Source organism: Kocuria dechangensis (assembly GCF_014636775.1).
In the GTDB taxonomy this organism is placed as follows: Bacteria; Actinomycetota; Actinomycetes; order Actinomycetales; family Micrococcaceae; genus Kocuria; species Kocuria dechangensis.
Genome location: NZ_BMEQ01000002.1, coordinates 94321 through 109225 on the forward strand (window position 1 = coordinate 94321; position 14905 = coordinate 109225).

Below are 14905 nucleotides of genomic sequence, written 5' to 3' on the forward strand. Positions count from 1 at the left end.
CCGGCGGGGAGCCTCCTGTGGGCACCGTCGCCCATGAGCCTCGACACAGGCCCAGGTGAGCGGCACGGGGGCCGACACACGGCCGCCCGGTGCTTGCCGGGCCGATCCGCGCGCGGGCACCATGAGCCATGACTTCCGCAACAAGCTCCACCGGCCCCTGCTCGTGGGACATCAGGACCACGCGGGAGGAGCTCGCCGCCGGGCGGATCAGCCACGTGGAGCACCTCGACGCCCTGCTGGAGCGGCTGCCGGTCGCGGAGCGGCTCGGGGCGGTGATCGCCGCCGACCCCGAGCTGACCCGTGCCTTCGGCCACGCCCTGGACCGCAGGGAGACCCGGGGGCCGCTGACGGGGATCCCGCTGGCGGTCAAGGACATCGTGGACGTCGCCGGCTTTCCCACCACGGGCGGCACCCGCGCGCTCGAGCACGACGTGGTGGGCCGGGACGCCGCGGCCGTGCGCAGCCTGCGGGTGGCGGGCGCGCTGTTCCCCGTGAAGACGAACCTGCACGAGCTGTCCTTCGGCATCACCTCCAACAACGGCTGCTTCGGCGCGGTCCGGCACCCGGAGAACCCGGCCCTGAGCCCGGGCGGCAGCAGCGGTGGCTCGGCGGTGGCCGTCGCGGTGGGCCTGGTCCCGGCCGCCATCGCCGCGGACACCGGAGGGTCCTCCCGCATCCCCGCGGCCCTCTGCGGGATCGTGGGGTTCCGGCCGACGCTGGGCCGCTACCCGTCGTCGGGCGTCCTGCCCATCGCGCACTCCCGGGACACGATCGGGCCCATGGCCCGGACCGTGGACGACGTGGTCCTGCTCGACGCCCTGCTCGCCGGCGAGCACCCCCACGGCGCCCCGAGCCCGCGGCACCTCCCGCCGCTCGACGAGGAGGACGACGGCGTCCTGCACGGCGTCCGGCTGGGCGTCCCGGGGCTGTTCCTGCGGGACCTGGAGGAGGGCGTGGACGCCGTCTTCGGCGCCGCCCTGCGAGCGCTCGAGGCGGCGGGGGCCGAGCTGGTCGAGGTGGACATCTCCCAGGCGTGGGAACGGGCCACGCCTGCGGGCATGACGATCGCCCTGCACGAGTTCCTGCCGGACGTGGAGGCCTACCTGGCGGCCCGGGGGACGGGACCGGCGCTCGAGGACCTCCGGGCCGGCATCGGCAGCCCGGACGTCCGGCGGATCTGGGAAATGGCGGAGGTGTTCCGGGCGGCCGACGACGACTACCGCGCCGCCCTGGTGGAGCGCCAGGCCGCCCTGCGGCTGTACACGGGGGCGATCCAGGCGCAGGGGCTGACGGCGCTGGTGCAGCCCACGTGCCCGCTGACGGCCCGGCCGGTCGGCGACGACGAGACCGTGGAGCTCAACGGCCGCAGGGCCCCCACGTTCGACACCTTCACACGGCACGCGAACCTCGCCGGGGTCCTCGGCACGCCGGGCATCAGCCTCCCCGCCGGGCGCACGGCGGCGGGGCTGCCCGTGGGCCTCGAGCTCGCCGGCGGCCCCTTCTCGGACGCCGTGCTGCTGGACCTCGCCCGGACGGTCGAGGCGCTGCTGCAGGAGCGGTGACCCCGCGGGCGCGCTCGTGGCCCCGACCGTACGAACATGCACATCCTCAACCGTTGACGAACACAATGGTTGACGCCTACGGTGGGTCCACCGCTGCGCGTGACGCGCATCACAGCCGGTGCGCGAGGGCTGCGGCCCGGCACGGACCACCCGAGGAAGAGGACTCCCCATGAAGCACGTACTCGCCAGAGCGGCCGCCGTCGGCTCGGTGCTGGCGCTCTCACTCACCGCCTGCGGCGGCTCCGGGGACACCGGGGGCGGGGACGGGGAGCTGCGGCCCCTGACCATCGGCATCATCCCCATCGCGCCCTCGGCCGCCATGCAGCTGGGCGTGGACGAGGGCATCTTCGAGAAGCACGGCCTGGACGTGACCCTCGAGACCGCGCAGGGCGGCGCGGCCATGCTGCCGGCCGTCTCGGGCGGGTCCATGAACATCGGCGTGGGCAACCCGCTGTCGGTGATCCTCGCGAAGGACCAGGGCCTGGAGATGCAGATCCTCAGCGGCTACAGCAGCTCCCTGCCCGAGGGCGAGGACATCACGGGCGTCGCGGCGAACAAGGACGCCGGCATCGGGTCCTGGGCGGACCTCGCCGGCAGGACGGTCGCGGTGAACACCATCAACGGCCAGGGCGACCTGACCATCAAGGAGGCCGTGAGCAAGGCCGGCGGGGACCCGGACGCCGTGAACTTCGTGGAGATGCCCTTCCAGGACATGCCGGCCCAGCTCGACCGCGGCGAGATCGACGCCGCCTGGGTCCCGGAGCCCTTCCTGACCCAGCTCGTCAACGGGGAGTCGACCGAGCTGGTCGGCTATAACTACCAGGAGACGGTCCCCGGCCTCGACACCATGGTGACCTTCAGCAGCCAGAAGTTCGTCGAGGAGAACCCGGAGGTCGTGGAGGACTACGAGGCCGCCGTCGCCGAGACCCTCGAGTTCGCCCAGCAGAACCCGGAGCGGGTGCAGGAGACCATCGTGAGCCTCCTCAACATGCCGGAGGACGTCGCCGGCGAGCTGCGGCTGGAGGAGTTCGACGCCGAGACGGACCGCGAGGAGCTGGAGCAGCTCTCCGAGCTCATGGTGAAGTACGGCGTGGTGGAGAACGAGCCGGAGCTGGACGAGATCATCCGCTCGGAGTAGCCGGCCCGGAGTAGACGGCCCGGAGCAATCGGCTCGGGGCGGGCGGAGGGCTAGAACGTCTCTCCCGCACCGGGATCCGCGGTGCGGGGCCGCGCCGGCGGGAACTCGTCGGCGCGGTCCAGCGCCTCCTCGGTCAGCCGCCGGCCCAGGTCGATGAGCTCCCCGGCCCGGTGGAAGTCGAGCAGCCGGCCCGCGCGCTTGGGCACCGAGATCAGCAGGTCCGGCGGATAGCCGGCCATCCGGTAGCGCAGCACCATGCCCTGCAGCACCTCGAGGGACATCTGCATGACGTCGAGCGTGCGCAGCCCCGGCGGCAGCGTGCCGAACACCTCCTCGGGCAGCACCTCCGGGACGCGCGGCGCCCGGCCGTCCGCGCCCCGGCCGCGGGCCTCGGCGAAGCGCTCCATGAAGCTGCGCGTCAGCTCGCGGTCCAGGACGTGGGAGGCGCTGCGCCGGAACCGCTCCGCCCACTCCTCGGTGGGCCGCGGCGCGGAGGTCTCCTGCGCGGGCACCCTGCCCTCGCCCAGGAGTTGCTCGCCCGCCAGGGAGACCGCCACGGTCACGTCCGCGTGGCAGGCCACTGTCGCGGCGATCGGCACGGGGTTCATGATGCCGCCGTCGGCGAGCAGCCGCCCGTTGAGCATGACGGGGGTGATGATGCTCGGCAGGGCGATCGACGCCCGGATCGCGACGTCGAGCGGCCCCTCCTGGAACCAGACCTCCTTGCGGGCCAGCAGGTCCGTGGCCACCGCGGTGAAGGGGATCGGCAGGTCCTCGATGAGCGTGCCGTCGAGCAGCTCGCGGACCTTGGCCATGATCTTCTCGGCGCGGATCACCCCGGGCGCCGACGGGGAGGGGTCGAGCAGCCGGAGCACGTCCCGCTGGGTCAGGCCCCGCACCCAGTCCGTGTACGCGTCCAGCTGCCCGGCCGCGCGGAGACCGCCCACCAGCGCGCCCATGGAGCTGCCCGCGATGACGGCGATCTCGTAGCCCCGCTCCTCGAGCACCTGGAGCACGCCGATGTGCGCGTAGCCGCGGGCGCCGCCGCTGCCCAGGGCGAGCGCCACGCGCGTCGGGCTGGACATGGACGGCTCCTTCCGCCGTGCTGCCGGCCGGGTCCTCAGAGGGTAGCGCTCCCCGTCCCGGGCGCGCCCGGGACACGGTGCTCCGGTGTCCGGCGTGACGTGGAATCCCCACCTGTGGACAACCTATGGAAAACGCCGAGGACGGCTGTGCACAGGTTGGGGGAAACTCTGTGGAAAGTTCTCCACAGGTTACCCCAATGTCCTCTCTGACCTGGGACGACGTCGATGCACACCCTGTGCAGGGAGGAAGTGGACACCACCGGTGTCGTCCACAGCACACCTGGGGGTGACGGTGCGAGCTCCCGGCGCGGGAGAGCCGGGGATCAGGCCACGGAGGCGAGCAGCCACAGCCACAGCAGGGGGTGGAACAGCACCGAGAGGCCGAGCAGCACCAGGAAGCGGATCCGGGCCGACGAGAACGCGATCATCCCGGCGAGGGCCACCACCGCCGTCACGCTCGCCGCGACCGCGGCGGTCACCAGCCCGACGACGAACACCGTCATGGCGGTCCCGGCCCCGCCGGAGTTCCCGCCCACGAAGGCGACGACGAATGCCAGTACGGTGAAGAGCAGGCACCCCGTTCCGAACCAGTACAGGGCGGAGGGCGTGACGCGGGAGATCAGGGACGGCATGGGTCCATTGTCCCCCGGGCCTCCGAGCGGCAGCGCCGCGGCGCCTGACCGGATCCTGGACGACCGAGCACCCGAGGAGCGACCGTGGACGAGATGCAGCAGATGTGGGAGCGGCGGTATGCCGCCGGGGAGCAGTCCCCGGACGGGGTCGCGCCGCACCCCGAGGTCGTGGCCCTGCTGGAGCGCCTGGAGCGGGAGCCCCGGGCCGGGACCCGCACGGCCCTGGACCTGGGCTCGGGCCCGGGCCGGCACGTCCTGGCGCTCGCGCGGGCCGGCTACGACGCCACCGGGGTGGACTTCTCCCCCACCGCCGTCCGCGTCCTCGAGGACGCCCTGCGGCGGCACGGGCTGCCCGGCCGGGGCGTGGTGGGCGACCTCCGGACCTGGTCCCCGCAGGAGGCCCGGCAGCAGGGACGCGCCGACGTCCCGCAGGAGTTCGACCTGGTCCTCGCCGCCTACTTCCAGCACAGCCTGGAGCTGCTCCGGAACGCCTCCGGGTGGCTGGCCCCCGGCGGCACGCTGCTGTGGCTCACCCACGCCCCGGACAGCGTGGACGGCCCGCCCGCCGGCGTCCCCCGCCCCGGGCTGGAGGAGACGCTCCGGGCGCTGGAGGGCACGGGGCTGGCTGTCCGGCGAGCCGAGGAGGTGCGGACCAGCGGCACGGCGCTCGACGTCGTGCTGGAGGCCGTCCGCGCCCGCTGAGCCCGGCCAGGCTCCGGGCACGGAGGGACCCCGGACTGGGACGGGTCACCCGGGCACGGAAAAGGCCCCCGCGGCGAACCGCGGGGGCCTTTTCCGTGTCAGCAGAGCCGATCAGGCGGGGACGACCTCGAACTCGACGTTCGCGTTGACGTCCTCGTGCAGACGCACGGAGGCCTGGTACACACCGGTGGTCTTGATGTGCTGGTTCAGCTCGACCTTGCGCTTGTCCACCGTGCCGAGGCCTGCGGCCTCGACAGCGTTGGCGACGTCCTCGGCCTTGACCGTGCCGAAGAGACGACCCTCGGCGCCGGCCTTGACCGGGATGGTCACGGTCGCCGAGGTCAGCTTCTGGGCGAGGGCCTGGGCGTCCTCGAGCGAGGCGACCTCGCGCGCGGCGCGGGCGGCCTTGATGCTCTGGATCTGCTTCTCGCCGCCGCGGGACCAGGGAGTGGCGAAGCCGCGCGGGAGGAGGTAGTTGCGGGCGTACCCGTTCTTGACCTCGACCACGTCGCCGGCGGAGCCGAGGCCGGTGACCTCGGTCGTCAGAATGATCTTTGCCATGAGTGTCTGTCCTCTCTGATCAGCGGCCGGCGCCGGAGTAGGGCAGCAGTGCGACCTCGCGGGCGTTCTTGATCGCCAGCGCGATCTTGCGCTGCTCCTGCACGGTCACACCGGTGACGCGGCGGGCGCGGATCTTTCCGCGGTCAGAGATGAACTTGCGCAGCAGCGCGACGTCCTTGTAGTCGATCTCAGTGACTTTGGCCGCCTTGAGCGGGTTCTGCTTTGGTTTGGGCTTGCGAAGTTCAGCCTTGGCCATCGTGGTGCTCCTTGTTCTTCCAGTGGAGCCCGCGGCTTGTCACCGCGGGATGGGGTGTTCTGTCTTGGTAGGGGGAAGGCTCAGAACGGCGGTTCGTCGTCCTGGCCGCCGCCCCAGTCGTAGTTCCCCCCGGAGGACTGGCTCCAGGGGTCGCTCTGGGGTGCTGCCTGCGGCGCGGCCTGGGGGGCGGACTGGCGTCCACCGCCACGACCCCCGCCGAAGCCGGCGGCCTGCTGGCCACCGCCACCGCCGAACCCGGAGTCGCCCCCGAATCCGCCGGCCTGCTGGCCGCCGCCGAAGCCACCGCCACCCTGGCCGCCGCCACCGCCGAAGCCGCCGCCCTGCCCGCCGGAGCGGGCGTTGCGGTTGACCTTGGCGGACGCGTAGCGCAGGGAGGGACCGACCTCGTCGACGTCGAGCTCCGTGACGGTGCGCCGCTCGCCTTCCTTGGTCTCGTACGAGCGCGACTTGAGCCGACCCTGGACGATGACGCGCATGCCCTTCTGCAGGGACTCCGCCACGTTCTCGGCCGCCTCGCGCCACACGGAGCAGCGCAGGAACAGGGTCTCCCCGTCCTTCCACTCGTTGGACTGGCGGTCGAAGGTGCGGGGCGTGGACGCAACGGTGAAGTTGGCCACGGCCGCACCCGAGGGGGTGAAGCGCAGCTCGGGGTCAGCGGTCAGGTTGCCGATTACGGTGATGACGGTGTCACCAGCCATGTGGACCTCCCGGGTCAAGAAGTTCGCGGTCGTACGGGACGTACTGGGAATTCTCAGCATCTCACCGGCGCGCCCGGAGGGGCACCCTGGTGGTCAGCCTGTGAAGTCCTTACTCGGCCGAGATCTTCTGCTCTTCCGGGCGAGTGATCTTGGTGCGCATGATGGCCTCGTTGAGGTTCAGGACGCGGTCGAGCTCCTGGGCAGTCTGCGGGGTCGCGGTGAAGCGGACCACCGCGTAGATGCCCTCGGACTTCTTCTGGATCTCGTAGGCGAGGCGACGGCGACCCCAGATGTCGACGTTGTCGACGGTGCCGTTCTCCTTGGTGACGACCTCGAGGAACTTCTTGAGAGTCGGCTCCACGGCACGATCCTCGACCTCGGGGTTGATGATCACCATCAGTTCGTATTCACGCATGTTCGAACCCACCTCCTTCGGGCTGAGCGGCTGCGGTCCTTCCGCAGCAGGAGGTTCTGTGCGTCGTCCGGGCGCCGGCGCCGCACGTCGGGCGGCGGGCACACAGACTTTCCAACACTACTACATCCGCGCACCCCCGCCCAACGGGGGCGGGGGTGCGCGGAGGAGCTCCGGACGACGGTGCGGGAGCGACCCATTCAGTACCGGTAGGCGCTGCGGGCGATGGAGGCGTTCACGATCGCCGTGCGGAACGGCATGGTGAAGATGTCCAGGAACATCAGCAGGGCCCACGGGACCAGGAACAGGAAGCCGATGCCGATCCCGGCCATGCCCCAGCCCAGGCCGCCGAGGACGAGGTAGATCAGCCCCCAGATCGGCTGGCGCAGGTAGAACTTGTGGACGCCCAGCCAGCCCAGGAAGAACCACAGGACGTAGGCCAGGGCCAGGGACTTCCCGCCCACCACGTGCACGACGGGCGGGGGTGCCGGCACCCCGGGGCCGCGGCCGAACGGGGAGCCGTAGGCCGCGCCGGGGTGGCCGGCGCGGCGCGGGTCGGTGTCCAGGGGGACGGGGCGGTAGTACTCGGGCTCGGGGGCCACGAAGGTCCTTTCGGGAGAACAGGATCGGGGCCGCGGCGGACGCCTGGCCCTCGAACGGTCCAACGGCCTCCGGGGGGCCGGTATTCCGCGGCCGGCGCCCCGGCTGTCCCCATAAGCGCACACGCGTGTGCTCGAATTGCCTCCGCCCCCCGATCCGTGTTGAACTTAGGATGACCTGAGTCACAGGCCCCCACGGGACCGTGACCCCGCGCCATCCCAGGAGCCGACCTTGCGCACGACTCGACGTCTCGCCCGCACCGCGGGACTGCTGACCACCTCCCTCCTGGCCCTGGGCCTCGCCGCGTGCGGCTCCTCCGAGGAGCAGCCGGAGGGGACCGTGGGGACCCCCGCCGGCGAGCAGGAGCTCGTGATCTACAGCGGCCGCGACGAGGGCCTGGTCCAGCCGCTGATCGACCGGTTCAGCGAGGAGACGGGCGTCGGCGTCGAGGTCCGCTACGGCGGCACCTCCGAGATGGCCGCGCAGCTGCTGGAGGAGGGCGCGAACTCCCCCGCGGACGTCTTCCTCGCCCAGGACGCGGGGGCCCTCTCCGCCGTGTCGAACGAGGGCATGCTCCAGCCGCTGCCCGCCGAGACCGTGGCGAAGGTCGCCGAGACCTACCGGGCCCAGGACGACACCTGGGTCGGCGTGACCGGCCGCTCCCGCGTCCTCGTCTACAACAAGGACAGCGTGCCGGAGGCCGAGCTGCCGACGTCGGTCTTCGAGCTCACGGAGCCGGAGTGGAAGGGCCGCGTGGGCATCGCCCCCACCAACGCCTCCTTCCAGGCGTTCGTGACCGCCATGCGCGTCGAGCACGGCGACGACCGGACCCGGCAGTGGCTCGAGGACCTGGCCGCCAACGAGCCGCAGATCCGCGAGCGCAACGGGATGATCGTCTCCGACGTCGACAGCGGCGCGATCGACGTGGGCCTGGTCAACCACTACTACGTCTACGAGAAGGCGCAGGAGGACGGCGTGCCGGTCGAGGACCTGAACGCCGCCCTGCACTTCTTCCCCGGCGGGGACACCGGCGCCCTGGTGAACGTCTCCGGCGTGGGCCTGGTCAACGAGCAGGAGGACGGCGACGGCCAGGCCTTCGTCGACTTCGTGCTGAGCCAGGAGAGCCAGGAGTACTTCCGCGACGAGACCCACGAGTACCCGATGGCCGAGGGCGTCGAGCCGCCCGAGGGCCTGCCCGCCCTGGACACCCTGGAGGTGCCCGACGTCGACCTCAACGACCTCGACGACCTGCAGACCACGGTGACGATGATCTCGGAGGCGGGTCTCAGCTGAGCGGCCGAGGTCCCCGTCCCGTCCTGACCACCGCGGCCGCCCTGGCCGCGGTGGTCGCGCTCGTGCCCCTCTTCTACATCCTGCTGCGCACGGGGCAGAACGGGGTGGGCGAGTGGTGGGAGCTCGTCACCACCGCGCGCACCGCGCGCCTCGCCGGCACGAGCTTCGCGCTCGCCGTCGTCGTCACCGCGGGCTGCCTGCTGCTGGGGGTGGGCAGCGCCTACCTCGTCACCCGCACGGACGTCCCGTTCCGGCGGGCCTTCGCGGTGCTCGCGGCGCTCCCCCTCGCGGTGCCCAGCTACGTGGCCGCCTACACGTGGGTGTCCGTCGCGGACCTGTGGTCCTCCACCGCGCGCTTCGAGGGGTTCTGGCCGGCCGTCGCCGTGCTGATCCTCTACACCTACCCGTACGTGTACCTGCCCGTGGCGGCTGCGTTCGCGGGCGCGGACGCGGCGCAGGAGGAGGTCGCGCGGTCCCTGGGACGTGGCACCTGGCGCACCCTGGCCACGGTGACCCTGCCGCAGGTGCGCCCCGCCATCGCCGGCGGCGGGCTGCTGGCGATCCTCTACATCCTCTCGGACTTCGGGGCGGTGTCCATCCTGCGGGTGGACACGTTCACCCGGGCCATCTTCACCGCCTTCAGCGCGGGCTTCGACCGTGCGACCGCCCTGAGCCTCTCCACCGTCCTGGTCCTGCTGACCGTGCTCGTCCTGCTCCTCGAGGGCCGCACGCGCCGGCGGGGCGCCCGCTACGAGTCCGGCGGCGCGAGCCACGGCACGAACGTGGTGGGCCTGGGCCGCGGCCGCTGGTGGGCCGCGGGAGGGCTCGCCGCCGTCGCCGTGCTGGCCCTGGGCGTGCCCGCCCTGTCGATGGTGCGGTGGATGACGGCCGGGACCTCCCGGGCGGACTCGTGGGGCCAGCTCCTCGGCGCCGCCGCCGGCTCGCTCACCGTGTCCCTGGCCGGCGCGCTGCTCACCATGGTCCTGGCCCTGCCCATCGGCATCCTGGCCGCCCGGCACCCCGGACGGCTCAGCGCCCTGACCGAGCGGGCCGCCTACGTGGCGCACAGCCTGCCCGGCGTCGTCGTCGGCCTGTCCCTCGTCTTCCTGGGCGTCACGGTGCTGCTCCCGCTCTACCAGACCACGTGGCTGCTCGCGTTCGCCTACGCGACGCTCTTCCTGCCGCTGGGCGTGGCGGCGGTCAGCGGCGCGGCCGCCCAGGCCCCGCCCGCCCTCGAGGAGGTGGGGACGTCCCTGGGCCGCTCCCCCGCGCAGGTCTTCCGCACCGTGACCCTCCCGCTGACGCTGCCCGGCATCGGCGCCGGCGCGGCCCTCGTCTTCCTGACCTGCATGAAGGAGCTGCCCGCGACCCTCATGCTGCGCCCCACGGGACTCGACACCCTGGCCACCGAGCTGTGGCAGGCCACGAGCTACCAGCGCTACGCCGAGGCGGCCCCCTACGCCTTCCTGCTGGTGCTGCTGGCGGCGGTCCCCACGTGGGCGCTGGTGCGCCGCAGCGGCGTGGTCGGGGGCGCCCCGCCCGCCAAGCAGGCACGCACCCTGAAGGAGGAGCTGCTCACCCATGACTGACGTCGAGATCAACCACGTCGGGAAGTTCTTCGGCACGCTCCGGGCCCTGTCCGGAGTGGACCTGAGCATGCGCTCCGGCGAGTTCCTGGCCGTGCTCGGGCCCTCCGGGTGCGGCAAGACCACCCTGCTGCGATGCGTGGCCGGTTTCGAGCAGATCGACGAGGGGCGCATCGCCCTGGGCGGGCGCCTGGTCGCCCTCCCCGGCGTGCACGTGCCCCCGCACCGGCGCCACGTCGCCGTGGTCCCGCAGGAGGGGGCCCTGTTCCCGCACCTGGACGTCGCCGGCAACGTCGCCTACGGGCTCGGCCGCGGCCGCCGGGACCGGGCCGCCCGGGTCGAGCAGTGCCTCGAGCTGGTGGGCCTGGGCGGCTACGGCCGGCGCATGCCCCACGAGCTCTCCGGCGGGCAGCGCCAGCGCGTGGCCGTGGCCCGGGCGCTCGCCCCCCGCCCTCCCCTGGTCCTGCTCGACGAGCCCTTCAGCGCGCTCGACGCCGCGCTGCGCTCCGAGCTGCGCCGGGACGTCCGCCGCGCGCTGCGCGAGGACGGCGCGACCGCGATCCTCGTCACCCACGACCAGGCCGAGGCCCTGTCCATGGCGGACCGCGTGGCCGTGATGAACGGCGGGCGGATCCGGCAGGTCGGCACCCCGGCGGAGGTCTACCGCCACCCCGCCGACGTCTGGGTGGCCGGGTTCGTGGGCGAAGCGGTCATCGTGCCGCTCGACGGGGAGGCACCCGGGGGCCGGCACACCTCCCCCCTGGGCCCCCTGACCCTGCGCGACGACGACCGTCCGTGGGACGGCCCGATGGCCGCGGTGGTCCGGCCCGAGCAGGTGCTGATGACGCACCGGCGCACCCCGCAGGCCGGACGGGGCGTGCCCGCCGTGGTGCGCCGCGTCGACTACCACGGCCACGACACGCTGGTGGCCTTCGAGCTGGCGGACGGGACGGAGGCCATGTCCCGCATGGTCGACGGCCCGCTGGTCGACTACCGTCCCGGGGACCGGGTCTTCGTCCTGGTCGACGGCGCCGTCGCTGCCGTCCCGGTGGGCGAGACCGTCACCCGGCCGGTCCCGTCCCCACGCTGAACTCCGCGCTCCGGCCCGTCGAGCGCGCGCTCGCGCGGAGGGGGAACTCGATCCGCTCCACGACCCGCTCGCCGTCCTCCCGGTAGGTCAGCTCCGCCACGGCGGGCCGCCAGGGGTCCGCCCGCCACAGCAGCGGGTCGGCCTCGTCCTGCACGAGCACGAGGCCGGGCCGGGAGAGGATCCGCCACCGGACGTCCGTGATGTCCGCGCCCTCGCGCCCCGGCGGGAGGGACGCCCCGGGACCCTCACCGGGGGTCGGGGCCGGGACGAGCGGTTCGCCGGAGGCGGTGTAGCGCCGGGAGGCGGGGCAGCCCTCGGGGGCGAGCTCGTCCGCGCCCGCGCAGCCCAGGAGCCAGTCGTGGATCCGCTGGTCCGTCTCCTCCCACAGGCGCGGTGACGGCTCGATGTCGAGGGCCACGGCCACCGGCTGCGGGTCGCGGAACGCGACCGTGCGGGGGGCGAGCGGCTCGGCCACCCGGTAGTAGGAGGTTCCCGGCAGCCCGATCGCGTACTCACCGGGCAGCGCCTCGAAGCGCCACGTCCCGCCGGGGCCCTCGGGGTCCGGCACCCGCCGGTCGGCCGCGGGCCGGAGGCTCTCACCGTTGACGGACAGCTCGTCGAGCGCGGCCGGCAGGTGCACCGACACGACCGCGGCGTCCGGGGAGTCCAGCTCCCACCGGTCGTTGAGGGGCCCGGTGCGCTCCACCCGGTGGACGGCGTAGGCGTGGACCTCCTCGCGGCGGGGGCCGCCCTCGGGGTCGTCCCACCACACGCGGGCGCGGACCTCGGCCCGGTCGCCGTCCGGGCGCACGTCGAGGATCTCGTGGCCGCTGATCCGCCCCGCGGCGCCGCGGTAGACCCGGTTGGAGAAGATGCCCAGCGTCGGGTCCGCCCGGACCTCCGCGGCGTGGGAGAGCAGCTGGCGCGAGCGCCCGTCCTGGATGCCGCCGAGCCACGCCCGCACCGGGTCCTCGGGCCGCCGGTCCACGAACGCCCAGTTGAAGGTCGTGCTGACCACGGTCACGAGGACCAGCACCATCACGAACCAGCCCAGCTCGGCGCGGTGCAGGGCGCGGGCGCGCTCGGCGCGGAGCAGCCCGGGGGCCCCGCGCATCCCTGGCACCGCCGCCCCCTGTCCGCCCGGGCCACGGGCCCGGCTCTCGTCCTCCGGATCACATCGTAGAGCTCACATCGTAGGGCGGGAGCTCCCGCGCCGGTCGGCGGCTACAGCGCGCGTCGCTTCGTGACGAGGACGCCCGCGAGCACGAGCAGCAGGCCCCATCCCCCGTAGACGAGCCCGGACTGGACCTGGTCGAGCACCGCGTCCGAGGACTGGTACATCGTGGTCAGCTGCCCGCCCGCGGCCGCCGGGGACCACGGCCTGAGGTCCTCGACCCACTCGAAGGACAGCACGAACAGGACGATCTCCAGCACCAGCAGGAGGACCACGAGCACCACGATCCCCCACGTGGTGGACCTCAGCAGGGCGCCCAGGCCGAAGCCCAGCCAGGCGGTGGCCATGTGGAACAGGCCCACCGCCAGAATGTTGAGCAGCACGGCCTCCTGCGCCACGTCATAGGCCATGTCCCCGGCGGCGAGCACCGGCTGCACGAGCAGGTGGGCCAGCCCGGCGCTGAGCAGCCCGAAGAGGAGCGCGACGACGGAGAGCACCACGGCCTTGGCCACCATCACCGGCGTGCGGCGCGGCACCGCGGTCATGGTGGTCCTGATCGACCCGGTGGCGTACTCGGAGCCGATCGCCAGCACGGCGAGCGCGCCGATCAGCAGCATCACCAGCTGCAGGCCGCCGTTGGCGCTGGACATCGCCAGGTACTCGCTGAACCCCATGCCCTCCGGCAGGGGCACCTGGGAGCTCTCGGCCGTCTGCCGGTCCAGCTCGGCGAGGATCTCGTCCTTCTGCTGCTGGACCTCCTCCTCGCTGAGGCCGAGCTCCTCGGCCGACCGGCCCCCCAGCGCCGCGTCGACCTGCTCCTGGGCGGCCTGCTCGTTGAACTCCTGGAACGTCGTGGCGCTGGAGGCGGTGAGGGCGGCGAAGCCCAGCCCCAGGACCAGGGCGATGCCCAGCAGGATCCAGTGCGAGCGCAGGGAGCGGAACTTGATCCACTCGGAGCGCAGCACCCCGCCGAAGCTCAGCCGCGCCCGCGGGACGGCGCGGTCCGGGCGGTCGGGTCGCGGGTGCTCCGCCTCCGGTCGGGGTGCGGTCGAGGTGCTGGTGCTCATGCTCGGTCTCCGTCTCGTGCTGCGGCGTCCGCCCAGGGCGCCGGTGTCCTCGGTGCGGGGGCGCCGCCGGAGCGGTACTCGACCTCGTGCTGCGTCATCGCCATGTAGGCGTCCTCGAGCGTCTCGGTCAGCGGGGTGAGCTCGTAGATCAGGATCCCGGCGGCCAGCGCGGCCTCGGCGATGCGCCGCGGCTCGGGGCCGGCGACCACGGCGCCGTCGTCGTCGACGTCCGTGACGTCGGCGCCCGTGCCGTTCAGGGCGTGGCGCAGCCCCCGGCGGTCGGTGGTGCGCACCCGGGTGCGGGTGCCGCCCCCGGCGAGGACCTGCTCGATGGGGGCGTCCGCGAGGATGCGGCCCCGGCCGATGACGACCAGGTGGTCGGCGGTCTGCGCCATCTCCGACATGAGGTGGGAGGACAGGAACACGGTGCGCCCCTCCGCGGCGAGGTGCTTCGCGAGGTGGCGCACCCACACGACGCCCTCGGGGTCCAGGCCGTTGACGGGCTCGTCCAGGATCACGGTCTGCGGGTCGCCCAGGAGGGCGGCGGCGATGCCGAGGCGCTGGCCCATGCCCAGGGAGAACCCGCCCACGCGCTTGTCGGCCGCGCCGCCCAGCCCGGTGAGGTCCACGACCTCCTGGACCCGGCTGCGGGAGATGCCGTGGGTGGCCGCGAGCGCGCAGAGGTGCGCGCGGGCGGTGCGGCGGGGGTGGACGGCCTTCGCGTCCAGGAGCACCCCGACCTCGGCCAGCGGCGCCCGGTGCTGGGCGTAGGGCCGGCCGTTGACCCGGGTGTGCCCGCGCGTGGCGGGCTCGAGGGCGACGACGAGGCGCATCGTGGTCGTCTTGCCGGCACCGTTGGGGCCCAGGAAGCCGGTGACGCGACCGGGCCGCACGGTGAAGCTGACGTCGTCCACCGCCGTCCTGTCACCGTAGGTCTTGGTCAGGTTCTCGATCTCGATCACCGGGGCTCCTCCCGAGCGCTCGTCTGGTCCGGCCTCCTCCGACCCTACGGGAGCGGCTGCGACGCG

General features: G+C 73.3%; 16 protein-coding genes. 6 read left to right on the plus strand and 10 right to left on the minus strand.

All coding sequences use genetic code 11. The annotated features are described in order from the left end of the window. The first annotated feature begins 128 nt into the window (after positions 1–128). Together IEW07_RS02610 and IEW07_RS02615 are read left to right on the plus strand one after the other, a co-directional pair. The gene (locus tag IEW07_RS02610; protein WP_188534289.1) at positions 129–1562 is read left to right on the plus strand and encodes an amidase family protein; all 1434 of its coding nucleotides are present in this window, start codon (positions 129–131) and stop codon (positions 1560–1562) included. Between the two features lie 169 nt (positions 1563–1731). Beyond that, the gene (locus IEW07_RS02615; RefSeq protein WP_188534290.1) at positions 1732–2700 is read left to right on the plus strand and encodes an ABC transporter substrate-binding protein; all 969 of its coding nucleotides are present in this window, start codon (positions 1732–1734) and stop codon (positions 2698–2700) included. A gap of 50 nt (positions 2701–2750) precedes the next feature. Here the strand turns inward: IEW07_RS02615 and IEW07_RS02620 are convergent, their stop codons facing one another. Both IEW07_RS02620 and IEW07_RS02625 read right to left on the minus strand, forming a co-directional pair. Continuing rightward, complete coding sequence (locus IEW07_RS02620) at positions 2751–3785, minus strand: patatin-like phospholipase family protein (protein WP_188534291.1); 1035 nt, start codon at positions 3783–3785, stop codon at positions 2751–2753. Positions 3786–4108: 323 nt separating this feature from the next. Next, complete coding sequence (locus IEW07_RS02625) at positions 4109–4417, minus strand: hypothetical protein (protein WP_188534292.1); 309 nt, start codon at positions 4415–4417, stop codon at positions 4109–4111. 93 nt (positions 4418–4510) lie between these two features. On the opposite strand from IEW07_RS02625, the gene IEW07_RS02630 reads away from it, so the two are divergent. After that, positions 4511–5119 carry a class I SAM-dependent methyltransferase gene (locus IEW07_RS02630; RefSeq protein ID WP_229741541.1) on the plus strand — a complete coding sequence of 203 codons (609 nt, stop codon included), beginning with the start codon at positions 4511–4513 and terminating at the stop codon, positions 5117–5119. A 111-nt stretch (positions 5120–5230) separates the two neighbouring features. On the opposite strand, the gene rplI is transcribed toward IEW07_RS02630, so the two are convergent. From rplI to IEW07_RS02655, 5 genes are all read right to left on the minus strand, one after another. Further along, complete coding sequence (gene rplI / locus IEW07_RS02635; RefSeq protein WP_188534294.1) at positions 5231–5680, minus strand: 50S ribosomal protein L9; 450 nt, start codon at positions 5678–5680, stop codon at positions 5231–5233. Positions 5681–5699: 19 nt separating this feature from the next. Further along, positions 5700–5936, minus strand: coding sequence for a 30S ribosomal protein S18 (rpsR, locus tag IEW07_RS02640; RefSeq protein WP_017835048.1), 237 nt, complete (start codon positions 5934–5936; stop codon positions 5700–5702). A gap of 80 nt (positions 5937–6016) precedes the next feature. Then, positions 6017–6655, minus strand: a complete 639-nt coding sequence (locus tag IEW07_RS02645) for a single-stranded DNA-binding protein (protein WP_188534295.1) — start codon at positions 6653–6655, stop codon at positions 6017–6019. Positions 6656–6764: 109 nt separating this feature from the next. Beyond that, complete coding sequence (gene rpsF, locus IEW07_RS02650; RefSeq protein ID WP_188534296.1) at positions 6765–7070, minus strand: 30S ribosomal protein S6; 306 nt, start codon at positions 7068–7070, stop codon at positions 6765–6767. Between the two features lie 197 nt (positions 7071–7267). Next, on the minus strand, positions 7268–7669 hold the full coding sequence (locus IEW07_RS02655; protein ID WP_188534297.1) for a TM2 domain-containing protein: 402 nt from the start codon (positions 7667–7669) through the stop codon (positions 7268–7270). 229 nt (positions 7670–7898) lie between these two features. Here IEW07_RS02655 and IEW07_RS02660 point away from each other — a divergent pair, with 229 nt between their 5' ends. From IEW07_RS02660 to IEW07_RS02670, 3 genes are all read left to right on the plus strand, one after another. Continuing rightward, a complete protein-coding gene (locus IEW07_RS02660) occupies positions 7899–8960 on the plus strand; it encodes an iron ABC transporter substrate-binding protein (protein ID WP_188534298.1) in 1062 nt (353 codons plus the stop codon). A gap of 62 nt (positions 8961–9022) precedes the next feature. Next, positions 9023–10549, plus strand: a complete 1527-nt coding sequence (locus IEW07_RS02665; protein ID WP_229741516.1) for an ABC transporter permease — start codon at positions 9023–9025, stop codon at positions 10547–10549. Beyond that, positions 10542–11636, plus strand: coding sequence for an ABC transporter ATP-binding protein (locus IEW07_RS02670; protein ID WP_188534299.1), 1095 nt, complete (start codon positions 10542–10544; stop codon positions 11634–11636). The genes IEW07_RS02665 and IEW07_RS02670 overlap by 8 nt, the downstream gene beginning before the upstream one ends. Here the strand turns inward: IEW07_RS02670 and IEW07_RS02675 are convergent. The 3 genes from IEW07_RS02675 to IEW07_RS02685 form a co-directional block, all read right to left on the minus strand. Beyond that, positions 11608–12750 (minus strand): hypothetical protein, encoded by a 1143-nt coding sequence (locus IEW07_RS02675; protein ID WP_188534300.1) that lies wholly within the window; start codon positions 12748–12750, stop codon positions 11608–11610. The genes IEW07_RS02670 and IEW07_RS02675 overlap by 29 nt on opposite strands. Before the next feature lie 110 nt (positions 12751–12860). Next, entirely contained in the window at positions 12861–13877 is a 1017-nt protein-coding gene (locus tag IEW07_RS02680; protein WP_188534301.1) for an ABC transporter permease subunit, read from the minus strand. Next, complete coding sequence (locus IEW07_RS02685; protein WP_188534302.1) at positions 13874–14839, minus strand: ABC transporter ATP-binding protein; 966 nt, start codon at positions 14837–14839, stop codon at positions 13874–13876. Before IEW07_RS02685 ends, IEW07_RS02680 begins: the two co-directional genes overlap by 4 nt. Between the last annotated feature and the right edge of the window lie 66 nt (positions 14840–14905).

What these genes read in the sequence shown, in the direction of transcription:
- IEW07_RS02610 (WP_188534289.1), top strand. Translation starts at nt 129, where the DNA reads ATGACTTCCGCAACAAGCTCCACCGGCCCCTGCTCGTGGGACATCAGG.
- IEW07_RS02615 (WP_188534290.1), top strand. Translation starts at nt 1,732, where the DNA reads ATGAAGCACGTACTCGCCAGAGCGGCCGCCGTCGGCTCGGTGCTGGCG.
- IEW07_RS02620 (WP_188534291.1), bottom strand. Translation starts at nt 3,785, where the DNA reads ATGTCCAGCCCGACGCGCGTGGCGCTCGCCCTGGGCAGCGGCGGCGCC.
- IEW07_RS02625 (WP_188534292.1), bottom strand. Translation starts at nt 4,417, where the DNA reads ATGCCGTCCCTGATCTCCCGCGTCACGCCCTCCGCCCTGTACTGGTTC.
- IEW07_RS02630 (WP_229741541.1), top strand. Translation starts at nt 4,511, where the DNA reads ATGCAGCAGATGTGGGAGCGGCGGTATGCCGCCGGGGAGCAGTCCCCG.
- rplI (WP_188534294.1), bottom strand. Translation starts at nt 5,680, where the DNA reads ATGGCAAAGATCATTCTGACGACCGAGGTCACCGGCCTCGGCTCCGCC.
- rpsR (WP_017835048.1), bottom strand. Translation starts at nt 5,936, where the DNA reads ATGGCCAAGGCTGAACTTCGCAAGCCCAAACCAAAGCAGAACCCGCTC.
- IEW07_RS02645 (WP_188534295.1), bottom strand. Translation starts at nt 6,655, where the DNA reads ATGGCTGGTGACACCGTCATCACCGTAATCGGCAACCTGACCGCTGAC.
- rpsF (WP_188534296.1), bottom strand. Translation starts at nt 7,070, where the DNA reads ATGCGTGAATACGAACTGATGGTGATCATCAACCCCGAGGTCGAGGAT.
- IEW07_RS02670 (WP_188534299.1), top strand. Translation starts at nt 10,542, where the DNA reads ATGACTGACGTCGAGATCAACCACGTCGGGAAGTTCTTCGGCACGCTC.
- IEW07_RS02675 (WP_188534300.1), bottom strand. Translation starts at nt 12,750, where the DNA reads ATGCGCGGGGCCCCCGGGCTGCTCCGCGCCGAGCGCGCCCGCGCCCTG.
- IEW07_RS02680 (WP_188534301.1), bottom strand. Translation starts at nt 13,877, where the DNA reads ATGAGCACCAGCACCTCGACCGCACCCCGACCGGAGGCGGAGCACCCG.